Origin of the sequence: Marinobacter xiaoshiensis (assembly GCF_031631795.1) — a bacterium.
Lineage (GTDB): Bacteria > Pseudomonadota > Gammaproteobacteria > Pseudomonadales > Oleiphilaceae > Marinobacter > Marinobacter xiaoshiensis.
This window is the reverse complement of the sequence record NZ_JAVMBO010000018.1, coordinates 502,267-520,362: the sequence shown is the minus strand read 5'-3', so window position 1 is coordinate 520,362 and position 18,096 is coordinate 502,267. Positions and strand designations below refer to the sequence as shown.

General features: G+C 54.2%; 19 protein-coding genes and 1 other RNA gene. 17 read left to right on the top strand and 3 right to left on the bottom strand.

Annotation, left to right across the window (positions count from 1 at the left end; translation table 11 throughout):
* The first annotated feature begins 14 nt into the window (after positions 1–14).
* The 8 genes from RKA07_RS17850 to RKA07_RS17815 all read left to right on the top strand — a co-directional run bounded on the left by RKA07_RS17850 (position 15) and on the right by RKA07_RS17815 (position 5,867).
* Entirely contained in the window at positions 15–788 is a 774-nt protein-coding gene (locus RKA07_RS17850; RefSeq protein WP_200202096.1) for a TatD family hydrolase, read from the top strand.
* A gap of 212 nt (positions 789–1,000) precedes the next feature.
* Entirely contained in the window at positions 1,001–1,429 is a 429-nt protein-coding gene (gene rplM / locus RKA07_RS17845) for a 50S ribosomal protein L13 (protein ID WP_144780435.1), read from the top strand.
* Between the two features lie 12 nt (positions 1,430–1,441).
* A complete protein-coding gene (gene rpsI, locus RKA07_RS17840; RefSeq protein ID WP_200202095.1) occupies positions 1,442–1,834 on the top strand; it encodes a 30S ribosomal protein S9 in 393 nt (130 codons plus the stop codon).
* A gap of 243 nt (positions 1,835–2,077) precedes the next feature.
* Positions 2,078–2,671, top strand: a complete 594-nt coding sequence (gene petA / locus RKA07_RS17835) for a ubiquinol-cytochrome c reductase iron-sulfur subunit (RefSeq protein ID WP_200202094.1) — start codon at positions 2,078–2,080, stop codon at positions 2,669–2,671.
* Positions 2,671–3,903 carry a cytochrome b gene (locus RKA07_RS17830; RefSeq protein WP_310966982.1) on the top strand — a complete coding sequence of 411 codons (1,233 nt, stop codon included), beginning with the start codon at positions 2,671–2,673 and terminating at the stop codon, positions 3,901–3,903. The genes petA and RKA07_RS17830 overlap by 1 nt, the downstream gene beginning before the upstream one ends.
* The gene (locus RKA07_RS17825; protein ID WP_200202092.1) at positions 3,903–4,658 is read left to right on the top strand and encodes a cytochrome c1; all 756 of its coding nucleotides are present in this window, start codon (positions 3,903–3,905) and stop codon (positions 4,656–4,658) included. The genes RKA07_RS17830 and RKA07_RS17825 overlap by 1 nt, the downstream gene beginning before the upstream one ends.
* Positions 4,659–4,767: 109 nt before the next feature.
* Entirely contained in the window at positions 4,768–5,397 is a 630-nt protein-coding gene (locus tag RKA07_RS17820; protein ID WP_200202091.1) for a glutathione S-transferase N-terminal domain-containing protein, read from the top strand.
* 59 nt (positions 5,398–5,456) lie between these two features.
* Positions 5,457–5,867, top strand: a complete 411-nt coding sequence (locus RKA07_RS17815; protein ID WP_200202123.1) for a ClpXP protease specificity-enhancing factor — start codon at positions 5,457–5,459, stop codon at positions 5,865–5,867.
* A gap of 58 nt (positions 5,868–5,925) precedes the next feature.
* Here RKA07_RS17815 and RKA07_RS17810 read toward each other — a convergent pair whose 3' ends face one another.
* From RKA07_RS17810 to RKA07_RS17800, 3 genes are read right to left on the bottom strand one after another with little or no spacing between them, the layout of a single operon-like run.
* Positions 5,926–6,516, bottom strand: a complete 591-nt coding sequence (locus RKA07_RS17810; RefSeq protein ID WP_310966980.1) for a D-sedoheptulose-7-phosphate isomerase — start codon at positions 6,514–6,516, stop codon at positions 5,926–5,928.
* Positions 6,517–6,522: 6 nt separating this feature from the next.
* Positions 6,523–6,891, bottom strand: coding sequence for a YraN family protein (locus RKA07_RS17805; RefSeq protein ID WP_200202089.1), 369 nt, complete (start codon positions 6,889–6,891; stop codon positions 6,523–6,525).
* A gap of 29 nt (positions 6,892–6,920) precedes the next feature.
* Positions 6,921–8,783, bottom strand: coding sequence for a penicillin-binding protein activator (locus tag RKA07_RS17800; RefSeq protein WP_310966978.1), 1,863 nt, complete (start codon positions 8,781–8,783; stop codon positions 6,921–6,923).
* Between the two features lie 131 nt (positions 8,784–8,914).
* On the opposite strand from RKA07_RS17800, the gene rsmI reads away from it, so the two are divergent.
* From rsmI to mraY, 9 genes are all read left to right on the top strand, one after another.
* Positions 8,915–9,811 carry a 16S rRNA (cytidine(1402)-2'-O)-methyltransferase gene (gene rsmI, locus RKA07_RS17795; RefSeq protein WP_200202087.1) on the top strand — a complete coding sequence of 299 codons (897 nt, stop codon included), beginning with the start codon at positions 8,915–8,917 and terminating at the stop codon, positions 9,809–9,811.
* 56 nt (positions 9,812–9,867) lie between these two features.
* An RNA gene (gene rnpB / locus RKA07_RS17790) (RNase P RNA component class A) lies at positions 9,868–10,230 on the top strand.
* A gap of 302 nt (positions 10,231–10,532) precedes the next feature.
* Entirely contained in the window at positions 10,533–10,985 is a 453-nt protein-coding gene (gene mraZ, locus RKA07_RS17785; protein ID WP_200202086.1) for a division/cell wall cluster transcriptional repressor MraZ, read from the top strand.
* The gene (gene rsmH / locus RKA07_RS17780) at positions 10,982–11,965 is read left to right on the top strand and encodes a 16S rRNA (cytosine(1402)-N(4))-methyltransferase RsmH (protein ID WP_200370315.1); all 984 of its coding nucleotides are present in this window, start codon (positions 10,982–10,984) and stop codon (positions 11,963–11,965) included. The genes mraZ and rsmH overlap by 4 nt, the downstream gene beginning before the upstream one ends.
* 2 nt (positions 11,966–11,967) lie before the next feature.
* The gene (gene ftsL, locus RKA07_RS17775) at positions 11,968–12,372 is read left to right on the top strand and encodes a cell division protein FtsL (protein ID WP_200370313.1); all 405 of its coding nucleotides are present in this window, start codon (positions 11,968–11,970) and stop codon (positions 12,370–12,372) included.
* Positions 12,373–12,404: 32 nt separating this feature from the next.
* On the top strand, positions 12,405–14,144 hold the full coding sequence (locus RKA07_RS17770; RefSeq protein WP_310966975.1) for a peptidoglycan D,D-transpeptidase FtsI family protein: 1,740 nt from the start codon (positions 12,405–12,407) through the stop codon (positions 14,142–14,144).
* Between the two features lie 4 nt (positions 14,145–14,148).
* Positions 14,149–15,633, top strand: a complete 1,485-nt coding sequence (locus tag RKA07_RS17765; protein WP_310966973.1) for a UDP-N-acetylmuramoyl-L-alanyl-D-glutamate--2,6-diaminopimelate ligase — start codon at positions 14,149–14,151, stop codon at positions 15,631–15,633.
* Positions 15,630–17,024 (top strand): UDP-N-acetylmuramoyl-tripeptide--D-alanyl-D-alanine ligase, encoded by a 1,395-nt coding sequence (locus RKA07_RS17760; protein ID WP_310966971.1) that lies wholly within the window; start codon positions 15,630–15,632, stop codon positions 17,022–17,024. Before RKA07_RS17765 ends, RKA07_RS17760 begins: the two co-directional genes overlap by 4 nt.
* Positions 17,009–18,094: a phospho-N-acetylmuramoyl-pentapeptide-transferase gene (gene mraY / locus RKA07_RS17755; RefSeq protein WP_200202080.1), complete on the top strand. Its 1,086-nt coding sequence runs from the start codon at positions 17,009–17,011 to the stop codon at positions 18,092–18,094. The genes RKA07_RS17760 and mraY overlap by 16 nt, the downstream gene beginning before the upstream one ends.
* Positions 18,095–18,096: the final 2 nt, after the last annotated feature.

Genomic DNA, 18,096 nt, shown 5'->3' with positions numbered 1-18,096 from the left:
GGGTGGAGGTTGAATTGAAGCTGGTTGATGCCCATTGCCACTTTGATTTTCCATTTTTTGATGGGCGCCGCGACAGGGAGCTTGATGCTGCGTCCGGGGATGGTCTGGCCGGGCTGGTGATTCCCGGTGTGCGGCGCCCGGATTGGGCGCGTGTTCGCGATACTGCCTTGGCGCATGCTGGCCTCTATTATTGCCTTGGGATCCATCCGTGGTATGTCGGGGAGCACTCTGGCCAGGATTTGGAAATCCTTGAGCGGGCTTTGCGGAAAAGACCTGAACGCTGCGTGGCGATTGGTGAATGTGGGCTGGATCGCCTTCACGGAAACATGAGTGATCAATACCCCTGGTTTGAGGCTCAGATTGGTTTGGCCTCTGAACTGGGTTTTCCTCTTGTTATCCATTCCGTCAGGGCGCACGACGAGGTTCACGCAACGCTTAGGCGCACGAAGTGGAATGGCCGGGCACTGCTGCACGGTTTTTCCGGTAGTTATCAGCAGGCTTTGAAGTTGGTCGACCTTGGATGTTTTATTGGCGTGGGCGGGGTAATTACCCATCCCCGATCGAGTAAAACGCGCGATGCCGTTTCCCGTTTACCGCTGGAGGCTCTCGTGCTTGAGACGGACGCGCCGGACATGGCGCCGGAAGGTGTTGAGCCGGGGGCTAACTCACCTTTGCATCTACGCAGGATTCTTGAGTGCCTCTCTGATATCCGGGGTGAATCCGCGGAATACGTGGCGTCTGTAGTATTATCCAATACCAGGCTGCTTTACGGTGAATCCTTATGGTAACGACTCGGCAATAAAACTATGTACAGCAGGGTTGGATTTAATTATTCGTTCGAGTATACTTCGCGCCCTGGCTTTTCAAGGCGATGCCACTATCTCAGCCCCGAATAGTGTCACTGCCGATCAAATTACAGGTACAGAACCTCCTCCGGGTGTACTACACTTTCGGGTGGCGGTTTTTAACGTTTCTTTTTATAGCGTTCAAGGCGGAATCAATGAAGACTCTGAGTGCGAAACCAGAAACCGTAAAACGTGACTGGTACGTTGTAGACGCAGCCGGCAAGACGCTGGGTCGTCTGTCAACCGAAATCGCCCGTCGTCTGCGGGGCAAGCATAAGCCTGAGTACACCCCTCATGTAGACACTGGCGATTACATTGTAGTTATCAATGCGGGCCAGGTGCGGGTTACCGGCAACAAGGCATCTGATAAGATGTACTACAGTCATACCGGGTTTCCGGGTGGGATCAAGTCCATCAGCTTCGAGAAGCTGGTTGATAAGGCGCCTGAGCAAGTTATTCAGAAGTCTGTCAAAGGCATGCTTCCGAAAGGCCCGCTTGGTCGTGCCATGTTCAAGAAGCTGAAAATCTATGCCGGCGCTGAGCATCCTCACACAGCCCAGCAGCCCAAAGAACTCGACATTTAACGGAAGGCGGATATGTCTGTAGCACAAAATTACGGTACTGGTCGCCGCAAAACGTCCACGGCTCGGGTGTTCATCAAGCCGGGAAGCGGTAACATTTCAATCAACGGTCGCACAATCGAAGATTTCTTCGGTCGTGAGACTCTTCGCATGATCGTGCGTCAGCCTCTGGTTGTTGCAGAATCTGCGGATCGGTTTGACATCAACATCACTGTTAAGGGTGGTGGTAGTAGTGGTCAGGCGGGCGCAATTCGCCACGGTCTGACCCGTGCTCTGATGGATTACGACGAAACTCTGCGTCCAGCGATGCGTAAAGCGGGTTATGTTACCCGTGATGCTCGTGAAGTTGAGCGTAAGAAAGTTGGTCTGCGTAAGGCGCGTAAGCGTCCACAGTACTCCAAGCGTTAAGTTCCGCTGGAGCAGATCTCAGGAAAACCCGGCTATTTGGTCGGGTTTTTTTGTTTCAGGCACAATGATTGTCAAATTGATCTGGAGCAGAGAAGTCGCTCCGGTGGCGGCTTTCTGACTTGTAAGGACATGGTAATTTCATTACCATTTGTTCGCTTATAATTTTGGATTGTGAAGTCCTTTTCGATGCACACTGTCGGCTTTCTGGCGGGCTGTGACATCGCCTGATGGGAGAGAACCATAATGAATAATGGCGACGTGAGCCAAGGTCGACGCCGGTTTCTTATCGGCGCTACGGCTGCGGTAGGTGGGGTCGGCGTCGTCGGTGCGGCAGTCCCTTTCGTGGCATCCTGGAATCCCAGTGCCAAAGCGGAAGCGGCTGGTGCGCCGGTAACCGTCAATATCAGTAAAATAGAACCAGGTCAGCAGATCACCGTTGAGTGGCGGGGCAAGCCAGTATGGGTCATCCGCCGCACTCCGGAAATGCTGGAGAATATTGTAAAGCTCAACGACAGGGTGAAAGATCCCCAGTCGGAAGAGCCCCAGCAGCCAGATTATGCGGGTGATGTGTACCGCTCAATCAAGCCTGAATTTGTTGTGCTGGTTGGGATATGCACTCACTTGGGCTGCGTTCCGACGTATCGTCCTGAAGTCGCTCCCGCAGATTTGGGCGACGAGTGGCTGGGTGGGCTATTCTGTCCGTGTCACGGTTCACGGTTCGACATGGCTGGACGGGTCCACTCTGCGCAGCCTGCTCCCTTGAACCTTGAAGTGCCGCCTTATCGCTATGACGACGACGCGACTCTCACGATTGGTCTTGATCCGGAGGCAGCGTAATGCAGAAGCTACTTAATTGGGTAGACGAGCGTCTGCCAATTGTGGATGCCTGGAATAAACACCTGGCTAAATATTACGCGCCGAAAAACTTTAATGTCTGGTATTTTTTCGGTTCTCTGGCAATGCTTGTACTGGTGAACCAGTTGGTCACGGGTATCTGGCTTACCATGAGCTATAATCCCACCGGTGAGGGGGCCTTCGCTTCCGTCGAGTACATCATGCGTGATGTGCAGTGGGGGTGGCTCTTGCGTTACCTGCACTCCACGGGTGCCTCCGCTTTCTTCATTGTGGTGTACCTTCACATGTTCCGCGGTCTTATGTACGGATCGTACCAGAAGCCGCGTGAGTTGATCTGGTTGTTCGGGATGCTGATCTACCTGGTGCTGATGGCGGAAGCCTTCATGGGCTATTTGTTGCCGTGGGGACAGATGTCTTTCTGGGGCGCACAGGTAATTGTTAACCTCTTTGGCGCCATCCCGGTTATCGGGGAAGACTTGTCTTTGTGGATTCGTGGTGATTACCTGATTTCCGGTATTACTCTGAACCGCTTCTTTGCATTGCATGTAGTCGCGCTTCCGATCGTATTGTTGGGCTTGGTTGTTCTTCACATTCTTGCTTTGCATGAAGTGGGCTCCAATAACCCTGACGGTATTGAAATCAAGAAGAACAAGGATGAAAACGGCATTCCGAAAGACGGTATTCCGTTCCACCCCTACTACTCCGTGCACGATCTTGTGGGCGTGGCCGTATTCTTCTTTATCTTCTTTATCGTAGTGTTCTTCTTCCCTGAGATGGGTGGTCTGTTTATAGAGAAGCCGAACTTTGAGCCTGCAAATGCGCTGAAGACACCTGTGCATATTGCGCCTGTGTGGTACTTCACACCCTTCTACGCCATGTTGCGTGCGGTAACGGTTGATCTGTTCGGCCTGTCTGCAAAGTTCTGGGGTGTTGTGGTTATGGGTGGAGCTATCGCGATATTGTTTGTCCTGCCGTGGCTGGATCGGAGCCCCGTTCGCTCCATTCGCTACAAGGGCTGGTTGAGCAAGATTGCCTTGACGCTGTTCGCGATCAGCTTTGTTATTCTCGGCTATCTTGGGCTGGTTCCCGCTACCGAGGGTCGCACCACTGCTGCACAGATACTGACAGTAGTGTATTTCCTCTACTTCATTCTGATGCCGTTCTACACGCGCATGGAGAAAACCAAGCCAGTACCAGAGAGGGTGACAGGATAATGAGAAAGCTGATTTTTGGTCTTTTCATCGCATTCCTGCCGGTTCTCGGACTGGCAGCCGGTGCCGGCGTTCCGCTTGACCACATCAAAACGGATCACACAGACAAAGCATCATTGCAGCGCGGTGCGGCAATGTTCACGAACTACTGCATGGGGTGTCACTCCATGGAGTATGCCCGTTACAAGCGGGTTGCTGACGATCTGGAGATCCCGGTCAAGTTGTTCGAGGAGAATCTGATTTTCACCGGCGCCCAGATTGGTGAGCTGATGAAGAACTCCATGAACAAGGATATGGCAGCTGACTGGTTTGGTGCTCCGCCACCAGATCTTACTCTGGAAAGCCGCTTGCGTGGCGAGTCCTGGTTGTACTCCTATCTGCGTGGCTTCTACAAAGACGAGTCTCGCCCACTAGGTGTGAACAACGTGGTGTTCGACAAGGTAGGCATGCCCCATGTTCTGGTCGACCTTCAGGGTTTGTGTGCGGTTGAGCCCAATATTGGCAAAAAAGCCAGTGTTGAGCCTCTGAGTGGCAACATCAGGAACGCAGGTGCTTGTCCGGAGTATGCCATTGAGGGCAGTATGACTGGCGCTGAGTTTGATCAGGCCATGTACGACATGACAAACTTTATGTCTTACATGGCGGATCCGATCAAAGTTGAGCGTGAGCGCCTCGGGATATTCGTATTGATCTTTGTCGCTATTTTCTTTGTCTTCGCCTACCTGCTCAATCGTGAGTACTGGAAGGACGTGCACTGAGAAATAGGGTATAATCCTGTTCCCTGAGTTCCAGTGGGCGTTAATTGGCCCGCTGGAATTTTTGCGTTTTTCAGGTCCATTTCGGTTTGTTTACTCGTGAGGTAGTTCTATGGGCGTTGTGACTAAGCGGTCATCGATGACATTTTTCTCAGACCCGGCCAGCCACTATAGCCACAGAGTGCGCATTGTGCTGGCAGAGAAGGGTGTTACCGTTGATATCGTTGATGTTGACCCGGATAATCCGCCAGCTGAAGTGGCTGATATGAATCCGTATAACGCCCTGCCAACATTGGTAGATCGTGATCTGGTTCTGTATGAGCCTAACATCATGATGGAATATCTTGATGAGCGTTTTCCGCACCCCCCGCTACTGCCGGTTTATCCGGTCGCGCGTGCTAACAGTCGTTTGATGATCCACCGGATCCAAAGAGACTGGTGTGGTTTGGTTGACCAGATTCTGCTTCAGCCAAATGCTAAAGCTTCGGAGGCTGCTCGTAAGGAATTACGCGAAGGTCTGCTTGCTGCAGGACCTTTGTTCGGTGAGATGCCGTTTTTCCTCTCTGAGGAGTTCACAATTGTGGACTGCTGTATTGCACCCATTCTCTGGCGTTTGCCTGCCCTTGGCATTGAGCTTAATGATAAGCAGGCCAAGCCACTCCAGAAGTATATGGACAACTTGTTCGCTCGTGAGGGCTTCAAGGCTAGCCTTTCTGATCTCGAAGAAGACATCCGTAGCTGATTTGGCTGGCGTCCGCGATAGAGAACAGGAGAAACGCAGTGCCTGATAACAAGATCACCATGACTTCCAGTCGCCCCTATTTGGTGCGCGCTTTTAATGAGTGGATACTGGATAATGACTGCACTCCGTACATAGTAGTGGATGCGGGCATTCAGGGTGTTCAGGTGCCGACAGCGCATGTGGCGAATGGCCAGATTGTTCTGAATATTAGCCCGGGTGCAGTGCGTTCGCTGGTTGTTGGCAATAGTGCTCTGGAGTTCAGTGCGCGATTTGGCGGTGTGCCTATGCAGGTGTTCATTCCTCTGCAGGCGGTCATGGCCATTTACGCGAAAGAGAATGGCGAAGGCATGGTGTTTGGTAGTGAGCCGGGCTCTCCGGATCCGGACGGCACTAATGATCGCGAGAATTCCAGGCAGAATGGTCAGGAAGAGCGGCCTTCTGGGCGGCCTACGCTGAAGGTCGTGAAGTAAGTTACAAGTATTAGGTTCAAGTTCTGACAAAAATGCCGGCGCAAGCCGGCATTTTTGTTCAGCCCCCAAATAGTTTTCCGTCTACCAGCGAACACAGGGCATTGATCACCAGCATAAGCATAGGTGTGGCCTCAGTGGGAGACAGGTCGTTTAATGCGATCTCGTGGTCTTCTGAGTGCATCAGGGAGGTTATGTCGGACTTCTCCCGTGCGCTTAGCACAACCACATTCATTTCCCTGTCGTGGGCTGCCTGGATAGCCTGAATGAGGTTGGCTTTGTGGCCGTCATCAACAATCACGAACAGAAGGTCTCCAGGTTTGCCTATGGCTTTAACCTGGCGTGAGAAGGTGTCATTAAAACGGTTGTCACGACAGATAGCTGAATAGGTAGTGGCGTCTGCTCCCAGGTTGATGGCTGGAAGGGCTGGCCGGTCTTGTTCAAAGCGATTAAGAAAAGCCGTACAGAAATACTGAGCGACTACGTTGGCGTTACCATTGGCGCAGGTGATGATTTTCCCGTCATGGAGTAGTGCGTTTACGAAGGCGTCCGCTGCCTGCTCTATGGCTGGGCCAACACTGCTTGCCGCTTGTGCAGTGTGCTCCATGTGGCTGGCAAATAACTGGTTGATCATGTTGCCCATGTCGTTCATCAGAGTCTATATATCCGCCTGGATTGCATTTTTGATCCATTGTACCCGGTATTTTTTTACGGTTCCCGGGCTGATTGCCACTACGTCTATTCGGGTGTTGGCGTCCCAGAGGTGGTGGCGATGCAGATAGAAGGATGCAGCTTTCAGAAGCCGCTTTTGCTTCGGGTAAGAAATCGAGCTGGCTGGGTCAACAAGACTGCCACTGCCTCGGTATCGCACTTCGAAGAAAACGAGGGTGTCCTGGTCTTGCCCTATTAGATCTATCTCGCCGCCGCGGCTGTACACGTTGCGCTCCCGGATATGTACTCCGTGAGCCTCAAGGTATCGCGCGGCTACACCTTCAAAATACGTTCCAATGGCTTTTCGGCCTTCCATGGCGCTTGTTTTCCATGTGAGAGTGGCTGTCAGTTTGTCAGCATCTGAGGGCTCGCTGCGTCTTCATTGTTTTCAGGGGCTGGTTCGGGTAGCCGTTTGGGTGTCCCGTTCCTGAATTGAGCCCAAAGTTGCTGCCTGTGAATGCTTCCTTCAGGGGTCATGGTAAGTTGGCCTGTTTGTCCATCGATTGAAGCGGTCTGGACCTGGCGAAGCAAGGGGAGACGTTTGCTCAGTTGCCATGCATCGGCTCCCATGGCAAATAGCCGACCGAGTTGGCCTCGGGTACCCGGTAAGGCCTTGGCTGCCTCTTCACGCAATGGGTTTTTATCGTTTAGCACCCAGGGGATGTCCGTGAAAACTACCCGGTTGAGATCGCGATCGCGGCCAGCATCTGGTGTGCCTTCGTAAATAATTGAAGGTGAATAGACCGGCAGGTCGCCTCCAAAATAGTAGGCGAACAGGGGTTTGAGTTGGCGAGCAACGGCTGGCTCGGCCACCATGACAATCGCCTCTGCATCCTGTCTGCGGCGCGGTTCGAACTCTACGTTCAGTCCAATGGTTCGCTCAACCTGAATGGCTCGGTCCCGCGACACGGTGATGCCTAGCAGGTCTGCAGTGACAGCTCGCAGGTTGTCCTCGCGGAAGAAGCGTTCTATATCCAGAGCAATTGCGCCGTTCTGCTGCATACGCTTCAGCAGGGCTGCCTCGACGCGGTCACCCCACTCACCCTGGGGAATCAGCACCAGAACCTGGTTGATGTTTTGCCCAGACAGTCTGTCTGCAATTTGACGGGCTTCGTCCTCAGCCGATAGGCCAAACTGGTACAAGCCATCGGGCAGCGTTGTGCCATCAGGCAGGTAGTTAAGTCCCAGCGCTGGCACGGGCAGGGTTTTCATATTTGTAAGGCTTGCCAGGGCTTCCTTCTCAAGGGGGCCGATAATCAGGTCAATATCTTCAGCAGCAAGTTCTTTGTAGAGTTTTTCAAACGGTTTGCCGGATGTATCAATGACGCGAATGTCGGTTTTGCTTCGATCTGCTGATTTATCCTGATAGTAAGCCGCCAGGAACCCATCTCGAATGGCTTTGCCAGCACTGGCCAAAGGGCCATTAAGTGGCAGGGCGAGCGCGATTTTTTCTGGCCGGCTTTCCGCCAGGTTGGCGATGAGTTGAAGTTCTGACGGCAGTATCTGCGCAGCAGGGTGCCCGGGCCGGCTATTTTGCCAGCGCCTGATAATTCGGCCTTGATCGTCGATGCTGAGTCCGGGTGTACGAATGCTGACTGCGAGTTCGAGCCATCCCTCAGTTTCAAAACCGATGCTCCGCTCTTTTGCGGCTGCGAGTTTTTGATCTGGAACCGCTTTCAGGAATGCCCAGATCTGGTCATGTATCTGCTGCGGATTTACATTGCCGTCAGATTGGGAGAGCAGCACTAGTGTCATGGCGGCGGAGAGACGGTCATCTACGAGGGCATAGGTTTCGGCCTGAAGGTTGGCAGCCCGGCTAACGAGTTCCGAGTTGTAGCCTTTGAAGTTGTCTGGAGAAATTTTGGTGACAATGCTACCTGCCCACTCGCGATCTTCGAGCGCCACTGCGCTGGCCATGGAGAGTAGTTGCTTTTGTGCATGGAGGGCAGGTGCAGGTTGCGCCAGTTGAGTGCTCTGCAGTAATGTGCGGGCGGCGCGGTGGTCATCCCGATCCTGGAACTGGCTGGCGACCTTTAGAAGGTATCGCTGCGCAACTTCAGGGTTGCTTTCTTTTGCCGCAAGCTCAAGTGCCTGGGAAGGAGACTGGGCAATGTGCGAGTCCAGGTCGATACTGGCGCACCCTGCAAACAGCAGGGTGAGCATGAAAATACCGGCCAGGGCACGATGATTAGCAGGATTCTTTGTCATGGCAAGCTCTATAGATTCCGGAGTTTTGGCTTGTGGCGTCGATCTGATGGTGGCAAGTTTAACAGCTCCCGGGCCAATTCACATGACGCAGGTGTCATGGTGGCGCCGTCTCTCCATGCGAGGCACACATTTTGAAATCTGAATCGGATCAGCCTGCCGTGCAGGTAATAAGGCCAGGTGATAATCGGGGAACGCTCTATATCGTTGCGACCCCTATTGGCAATATGGATGATCTATCACCGCGCGCGGTTAAGGTGCTTTCGAGCGTGGCCGTCATTGCGGCAGAGGATACTCGCCACAGTGGGCGGTTGTTACAACATATTGGTATCAGCAAGCCGTTGATCGCATTACATGATCACAATGAGCGGGGCAGGGTTCAGAATATACTGGAGCAGCTGTTGGCTGGTGCTGATGTTGCTTTGATCTCAGACGCGGGCACGCCGTTAATCTCCGATCCGGGTTATGTGCTGGTTCGGGAAGCCAGGGCGGAAGGGCTGCGGGTTAGCCCGATACCCGGGCCTTGCGCGCTGGTAGCTGCCCTGAGTGCTGCGGGTCTGCCCACCGACCGGTTTTTGTTCGTGGGTTTTCTGCCCGCAAAGGGTGCTGGTCGGCGCACAGCCCTGGAAGAGCTTCGCAAGGAGGTTGCGACGCTGGTGTTTTACGAGTCGCCTCACAGGATACTGAATACGGTCGCGGATATAGCGGAGGTTATGGGGGCGCAGCGGGAGATTGTGCTTGGTCGCGAGATCACCAAGGCCTTTGAAACGTTCTATTCTGGTACGGCAGCAGATGTGCACGCCACCTTGACGGATGACCCCCACGGCAGTCGTGGCGAGTTCGTTGTGATGGTGCGAGGAGCGGAAAAGGCCGAGGCCGGGTTGATGGCCGGTGAATTGGATGTTGATCATTTGCTGGGCCTTCTGATGGCGGAGCTGCCGCTGAAAAAAGTGGCAAAGATAGCCTCCGGTTTGAGTGGCCTGAGCAAGAACGAACTGTATCAGCGTGCCTTGGAGCTCAAGGAGGGTTGACCTTTTGTTCTGCGCTTTTCCTTGCATGGTGCGTGGTGCAATAGTATTGTCTCGCCCGAGCTCGCCAGACAGTCGCCGCCGGTTTTTACCGGGGGAGGAAAGTCCGGGCTCCGCAGGGCAAGGTGCCAGGTAACTCCTGGGCGGCGTGAGCCGACGGAAAGTGCAACAGAAAGTAGACCGCCTAAGTGTTCGTGATTCGTTCGCGGACACCGGTAAGGGTGAAACGGTGCGGTAAGAGCGCACCGCGTGGCTGGCAACAGTCCACGGCGATGGTAAACCCCACCTGGAGCAAGACCAAATAGGAGTCCTATGGCGTGGCCCGCGCTGGACTCGGGTAGGTTGCTTGAGGCCTGTGGTGACGCAGGCCCTAGATGAATGACTGTCCAAGACAGAACCCGGCTTATCGGCGAGCTCGCCTTTTTTCCCTTCATGAAGCCTGTTTATTATCACTGCACATTTCTTATAGCCAAAAAATCTTAAACCTCACTTGTCTTCTTCAGACATTTTTGCAGGTGTTTGATTTTCCTTCTTTTCTTTTCCGTAATGTCACCTCTGACTCACACGAGTCGCCGTAACCTGTTGTCATAAAAGGAACTTTCCCAAGAGTGGCGTCGTTGACGGCGCTTGCATTGTGAATTGCGTGTTTCTATAGTGTGCACAAGTGGGAAAAAGTGGTTTCTAGTGGTTATTTGTGGAATTTGAGTCTCCAGAGACGGTGTAAATGAGCAATTTTCTCGGCAGTCATGCCATCAATATGGATGCAAAGGGTCGCTTGGCGATCCCCGCCAAGGTGCGCGAGACCCTCGCGCAAGCCTGTGGTGGCCGCATTGTATTGACTGCAAATGCTGATGAAGAGCGCTGTGTACTGGTTTACCCGGAGCCTGAGTGGGAGATTCTTCGTGTGAAGATCGAAGATCTTCCCAACATGAAAAAGCCAGTTCGTCGTCTGCAGCGCCTGGTCTTAGGTAATGCAGCGCCCATGGAAATGGACTCGGCCGGTCGCATTCTGGTACCACCAACCTTGCGCAGGCACGCCAATCTGGAAAAAAAGCTGATGCTCGTCGGGCAGGGCAAGAAGCTGGAGTTATGGAGTGAAGAGCGTTGGTTCGAATGGCTGGACGAGACTTCATGCGATGAAGACATTCCGCCCGAGATGGAGGCGCTTTCCCTATGACCTCTGATCGCAAGCCGGAGGCCGGAGCGGAATTTTCCCATCGCTCGGTGCTCCTGGATTCGGCGGTCGACTATATGGTCAGCGATCCCGATGGTAGCTATGTAGACGCAACATTCGGCCGCGGTGGGCATAGTCAGCTCGTTTTGGGGTGTTTGGGTACCTCTGGCCAGTTGCTGGGCATCGACAAAGACCCCGAGGCGATCCTCGTAGCTGAAAAGCTTGCGGAAGCCGATTCCCGTTTCAAGTATTTTCACGGCTCCTTTGCTGAGCTCGGCCGCGCTGTGTCTGAAGCAGGTTGGGAGCAGGTTGATGGCGTGCTGATGGATCTTGGTGTCTCGTCGCCGCAGCTGGATGATGCGTCCAGAGGCTTCAGCTTTATGCGTGATGGTCCCCTTGATATGCGCATGAACCCCCAGCAGTCGCCAAGTGCGGCAGAGTGGTTGATGTATGCCGAAGAACAGGAAATTGCAGATGTGATTTTTCGCTACGGCGAGGAGAAGTTTTCCCGCCGCATTGCTCGGCAGGTCGTTGAGCGGCGTAAAGAAGCACCGATCGAAACAACACTTCAGTTGGCCGCATTGGTCAGCGAAGCCGTGCCCAGGAAAGAGAAGCATAAACACCCGGCAACCCGGACGTTCCAGGCGATACGAATCTTTATAAATCGCGAGTTGGAAGATCTGGAAATCGGGTTGCAGGCGGCGGTCGACAGGCTTGCGCCTGGTGGACGGTTGGTTGTGATCAGTTTTCACTCGCTGGAAGACCGGCTGGTAAAGCGCTTTATGCGAGATCTCGCTCGCGGCCCCAGGTTACCCAAGGGTATTCCGGTAACGGCGGCACAGGAGACTTCGGATTTCAGGTTGATAGGCAAGGCGAGCAAGGCCGGTGCCGGTGAGGTTAGTGAGAATGTTCGGGCCCGTAGTGCTGTTATGAGGGTTCTTGAGCGTATCGACAATACAAAGACGTCGCAGGGGAGCGCGTAATTATGGGCGCCATAGCCATAGAAACGGCTGTAAAGCCGGCAAAGTTGAACAAGGAAAAGGTTCGTGAGGGTGTCGTGGCAGCTGTGCGAATCTCCCGACGGGTTTTCGATGCCACGCGCCAAAAAAATGTTTTGGTGTCTCTGGGCTTGGCTGTGCTGCTTGTGGGTTCGTCCATAGGTGTTGTTGTGAGTGCCCATGAGAACCGCGCGCTGTTCAATACCCTGTCTCAGCTGCAGGCAGAGCGTGACAGTTTTCAGGCCGAATGGAGTCAGTTGCTTCTGGAGCAAAGCTCCATGGGTGGCCACGGTCGCGTCGAGCGGCTAGCGGCAGAACGTTTCAATATGGTGGTGCCTGGGCGTCAGGATATTGTTCTGGTGCCCCTGATGTCGCCGCTGGCATCCCGGTAATTTACAACAATAACAACTTCAGGGTGATCTGATTGTCCAATCAGGAGTCAGCAAGAACATTGAGCCAGAGAGTCGCGGCGGGCCTGAAAGCCTGGCGCTTTGGCTCTGTGCTGGGTGTGTTTCTGGTTGTTGTGCTGGCCCTTGGATGGCGTCTGGTTGATCTGCATGTTGTGGATAACGATTTTCTGCGCAAGCAGGGTGACGTGCGCACGATTCGCGTAGAGACCATTGACGCCCACCGTGGCGTAGTGACCGATCGTTATGGTGAGCCCCTGGCTGTAAGTACCCCGGTTCAGACACTCTGGGCCAACCCTTCCGAGACCGATCCCGCCGAGCCACGCCTGACCAATCTGGCTCGGGTGCTGGACATCAGTGAAGCCAGGCTGCGGGAGCGGCTGGCAACATACGCTGGCCGCGAATTCATTTATCTGCGCAGAAAGGTGCAGCCCGGGCTGGCCGCAAAGGCTATGGAGCTGGATATTCCTGGCATCTACACGCGGCAGGAATACCGTCGTTATTACCCTGCGGGCGAGGTGACATCGCATGTTGTCGGGTTTACCAATATCGACGAGCGAGGCCAGGAAGGCCTGGAACTGGCTTATAACGATTGGCTATCTGGTGAGTCGGGTCGCAAGCGTGTTCTAAAGGATAATCGCGGGCGGATCATCAAGGATCTGGCGCTCATCCGTGATGCGGCTCCTGGTCACAATCTTGAACTCAGCATAGATCTGCGCCTGCAGTATCTGGCTTATCGTGAGCTGAAAGCTGTGGTTAGTTCACATAAGGCCCGCGGCGGCACTCTTGTGATGCTGGATGTCGAGACGGGTGAAGTGCTCGCGATGGTCAATCAGGGATCCTATAACCCCAACGATCGCAGCCAGTTCGCATCGGAAAATCTCCGTAATAAGGCCATTACTGATTTGTTTGAGCCTGGCTCAACCATGAAGCCCATCTCTATGGCAGCGGCGCTTGAATCCGGGCAATACACCGCTAATGAGACCATTGATACCTCGCCCGGTTATCGGCGTTTTGGCAGGTTCACAATCCGCGATTACCGGAATTACGGCGTTATTAGCCTTACCGACATCATCGTGAAATCGAGCAACGTAGGTATCAGCAAGATCGCTACGGAATTGGGTGGTGACACGATTCGCAACCTCTACGCCCGCCTCGGGTTTGGTCAGCCAACAGGTATTGGATTTCCGGGAGAAGCTGTAGGGGTATTGCCAGCACCACCGAAGTGGCGCCCCTCCGAGGAAGCAACGCTCTCATACGGTTACGGAATGAGCGTGAATGCACTTCAGTTAGCTCAGGCCTATATGGTTATCGCCAATGGCGGTGTGCGTTACCCCCTAAGCCTGATGAAGCTGAACGAAAAGCCTGTTGGTGAAAGGGTTCTTTCCGAGCGGGTAACAAGTGATGTTCGGGCAATGCTGGGAGAAGTGGTTTCCAGAGGTTCTGGCAAACGTGCTCAGCCTGGCTTTTATAGTGCCGGAGGCAAAACAGGAACGGTTCATCTGGTTGGTGCCCAAGGCTACGAAGACAGCCAGTACAAGGCAATTTTTGCCGGTATGGCCCCCATCGACAACCCAAGAATTGTCACAGTTGTAGCAGTGGATGCGCCGCAGTCAGGTGAATACTACGGCGGCGAAGTGGCCGCGCCAGTGTTTTCTCGGGTGATGAGCGATGCGCTGCGTCTGCTTAACGTAAAGCCTGAGCTGGAGGTTGGCGCAACAAGTCGGCAGCCGGTAAACATCGGGGCGAGGGGGTAGGCCTATGTGCATAACATCTCTCAGTACGTTGTTGCAGGGTATTGCGCCCGTGCCTTCTGTTTTCGATGTGACCATCCACGGGCTGCAAACGGATAGCCGTGAAGTTCGTTCCGGAGATGCATTTGTTGCTTTGGCAGGCGCAAAGACGCCGGCTGACCAGTATGTGGATCAAGCAATAGCGGCAGGCGCCACAGTTGTGCTTCTGGAAACGGAGAGCAGCGGCGAGTGCCAGGAATATCGGGGTGCATTGATTGTGCCTGTTCCGGAACTCCGACAACTACTGGGGAAAATTGCAGCCCGCTTTTACGAGCACCCTTCGCGCAGGCTGCGGTTGATCGGCGTTACCGGTACCAACGGAAAAACCTCGGTGAGCCATTACATCGCCCAGTTACTAGGCGCGGCAGACACGCCCTGTGGTGTTCTGGGGACTTTGGGTTACGGCATGCCCGGTTCCTTGCAGAAGGCCAGCCATACTACGCCTGACGCGGTTCAGATTAATCGTGCTTTGTCGGGCATTCTTGCCAGTGGCGGCCGCGCAGCAGCGATGGAAGTGTCTTCCCATGGTCTGGATCAAGGCAGAGTAGACGGCCTGGCAATAACCGGTGCCGTGTTTACCAATCTGACGCGGGACCATCTGGACTATCACGGTTCAATGGAGTCCTACGGTGCGACCAAGGCACGATTGTTCGAGCGTGAGGATGTGCACTTCTCGGTGATCAATTTTGATGATCCCTTTGGTCGTCAGCTCTATGAAAAGCTTGAAGGTAAGTGTGATCGCATTCGCTACAGCCTTCACGAATCCGAAGTCGAGCTGTGGCTGAAAGAATTTCGTCCCACAGATAACGGCTTTGATGCTGTGGTTGATGGCGAGTGGGGCGAATTTGGCTTTTCCGCGCCGCTGATGGGGAGTTTCAATGCCAGCAACGTGCTTGCGGCAATTGCAGCGGTTATGACCCTGAATGTGACGGTCGAACAGGTACGGCAGGCGGTAGAACTGTTAACACCGCCACCCGGGCGGCTTGAGCGTTTCTGTGGCGCAAGCGGCGTTCGTGCTGTGGTTGATTATGCGCACACACCCGATGCGCTCGCGAATGCTTTAGCTGCGCTGCGGCCTCACGTAACAGGCAAGCTGATCTGTGTGTTTGGTTGCGGTGGCGACCGGGATAGCGGCAAACGGCCTGAAATGGCGAAGGAAGCTGAAAAGTGCGCCGATGTCCTTATCGTTACAGATGACAACCCGCGGACAGAAAACCCGGTGGAGATTGTGCAGGACATTCTGGCGGGCTTCTCCCGGCCGGATGCCGCCACAGTTATTCACGACCGGGCTGAGGCGATTCGCACAGCCATAAATATGTCAGAGCCAGGCGACCTTGTTCTTGTTGCAGGCAAAGGCCACGAATCCTGGCAAGAGATAGCGGGTCAGAAGCTCCCGTTCAGTGACGCAAGTCATGTGCGCCAAGGCTTGAATATCGAGGGGGCGGACCTATGATGCGCGCCTTCTCTATCGCTGAGGCTGTGGGTTTTACCAGCGCAAAGTGTGTGTCGCAGGGGCTGGATGCGGTTCAGTTCACTGGCGTGTCCACAGACACGCGCGTATTGAAAGCAGGTGAGCTATTTGTCGCCCTGCGCGGTGACAACTTTGATGGTCACAAGTTTTTACAGGCTGCTCAGAAGCTGGGTGCCAGTGCTGCCGTGGTTGATACGCCGGTAGATAACAGCCCCGATATGCCGCAGCTGGTTGTGGCAGACACCGTTGAGGCGCTGGCGAATCTTGCTGCGGGCAATCGCAATGAAAGCGACGCGAAGCTGGTTGCGATTACAGGTAGCAGTGGCAAAACCACTGTTAAAGAGCTGGTCGCTGCCATTCTGGCACGAATGGGGGAAACCCTTGCGACACGCGGCAACCTGAACAATCACATTGGTGTGCCCTTGACCCTGTTCGGCCTGGAGCCCAGGCACGAATATGGTGTTGTTGAATTAGGTGCCAGCGGGATTGGTGAAATCGCCCATACCGTTGCAATGACCAAGCCTCAGGTTGTGATTCTCACGAATGCGGGAGAAGCACACCTCGAGGGCTTTGGCAGTTACGAGAATATCGTGCGGGCCAAGGGCGAAATTATCGAAGGTGTCAGCGATGCCGGCTTGGTGGTTCTGAACCGGGATGACCCTGCGTTCGAACAGTGGCTTGCCCGAGCCGGGAACCGACGGGTTGTCAGTGTCAGTCGCTTGGGGCACCCCGAGGCGGACTACAGTGCAGTTATCCAGCCAAAGCAAAGCATACAGGCGGAAGTTGTGTGTGCAGGGCCTGACGGATGGGGGCTCACGTTCCTGTTGCCCCTCGAAGGCGAGCACAACGTAACCAACGCTCTGCTGGCGATTGCAGCAGCCCGTGAGCTGGGTGCAACGGATTCGGCAATCAAAGACGGTCTGGCCGGGGTCCAGCCAGCACGTGGGCGCCTCCAGGTAGTCAATCTTCCGGGAGAATTGTCAGTTATTGATGACAGTTACAACGCAAACCCGGCCTCCATGAAAGCAGCGTTGGGTGTTCTGGCAAAGCGCCAAGGCGCGCATATTGCGGTTTTAGGAGCGATGGGCGAACTCGGGCCAACCGCTCGCGAACTTCACCGTGAAGTGGGTGCCTTTGCTTCGGAGTTGGGCATTGCCCGCCTGGTAACGGTAGGTCCCGGCTGCGAAGGCTATGCCGAGGGTTTTGGTGAAGGGACAGAGATGTATGAAACACACGATGAGGCCGTGCAGGTCATTTATCGGGCTAAAGAGCGGCCAATGACCGTGCTGGTTAAAGGGTCCAGAAGTTCCGCCATGGATCTCGTGGCGGATGGAATTATAAACAAGGTGAATAAAGCATGTTGCTCTGGCTGACAGGGGTTCTTTCAGACTATTTTTCGGCGCTGACGGTGTTTCAGTACCTGACCGTGCGCGGAATTCTGGGCACGTTAACCGCGCTCCTGATCTCTTTGCTTATCGGACCAGTGATGATCCGCAAACTGAGTCAGTATCAGATTGGTCAGGCGATTCGTGATGATGGTCCCCAGACACACCTCAGTAAAGCTGGAACGCCAACCATGGGCGGCGCGCTGATTCTGGTCTCTATCGGCATCAGCACATTGTTGTGGGCGGACCTGTCCAACCGTTATGTGTGGGTGACGTTGCTGGTTACCTTGCTGTTCGGCGCTATTGGCTGGGTGGATGATTACCGGAAAGTGGTTGAGCGCAACCCTCGTGGCCTGCCTGCACGGTGGAAGTACTTCTGGCAGTCTTTGATTGGTGCAGCCGCAGCCATAGTGTTGTACTTCAGTTCCGCTTTGCCCCAGGAAACCTCGTTGTACCTGCCATTTCTTAAAAATGTGTCACTGACCCTCGGGCCGGTGCTCTTTATCCTGCTTACTTATTTTGTGATTGTCGGTAGCAGCAACGCGGTGAACCTGACAGATGGTCTGGATGGCCTCGCAATCATGCCCACCGTCATGGTTGCAGGTGCCTTGGGCATTTTCGCCTACGTATCCGGTAACGTGCAGTTCGCAAATTATCTGCTGATCCCGCACTTGCCGGGTACCGGCGAACTGATTGTCTTTTGCGGGGCCCTCGTGGGCGCCGGTCTTGGCTTCCTCTGGTTTAACACTTATCCCGCCCAAGTATTTATGGGTGACGTTGGCGCCTTGGCTTTGGGTGCAGCTTTGGGTGTGGTTGCAGTGATCGTGCGCCAGGAAATCATTCTTTTCATCATGGGCGGCGTGTTTGTAATGGAAACAGTGTCAGTGATCCTTCAGGTTGCCTCGTTCCGGCTGACTGGTCGCCGGATATTCCGGATGGCACCACTGCATCACCATTTTGAACTTAAAGGATGGCCAGAACCGCGTGTGATTGTGCGTTTCTGGGTCATCACTGTAATTCTCGTTCTGATTGGCTTGTCCAGTCTGAAATTACGATAGGA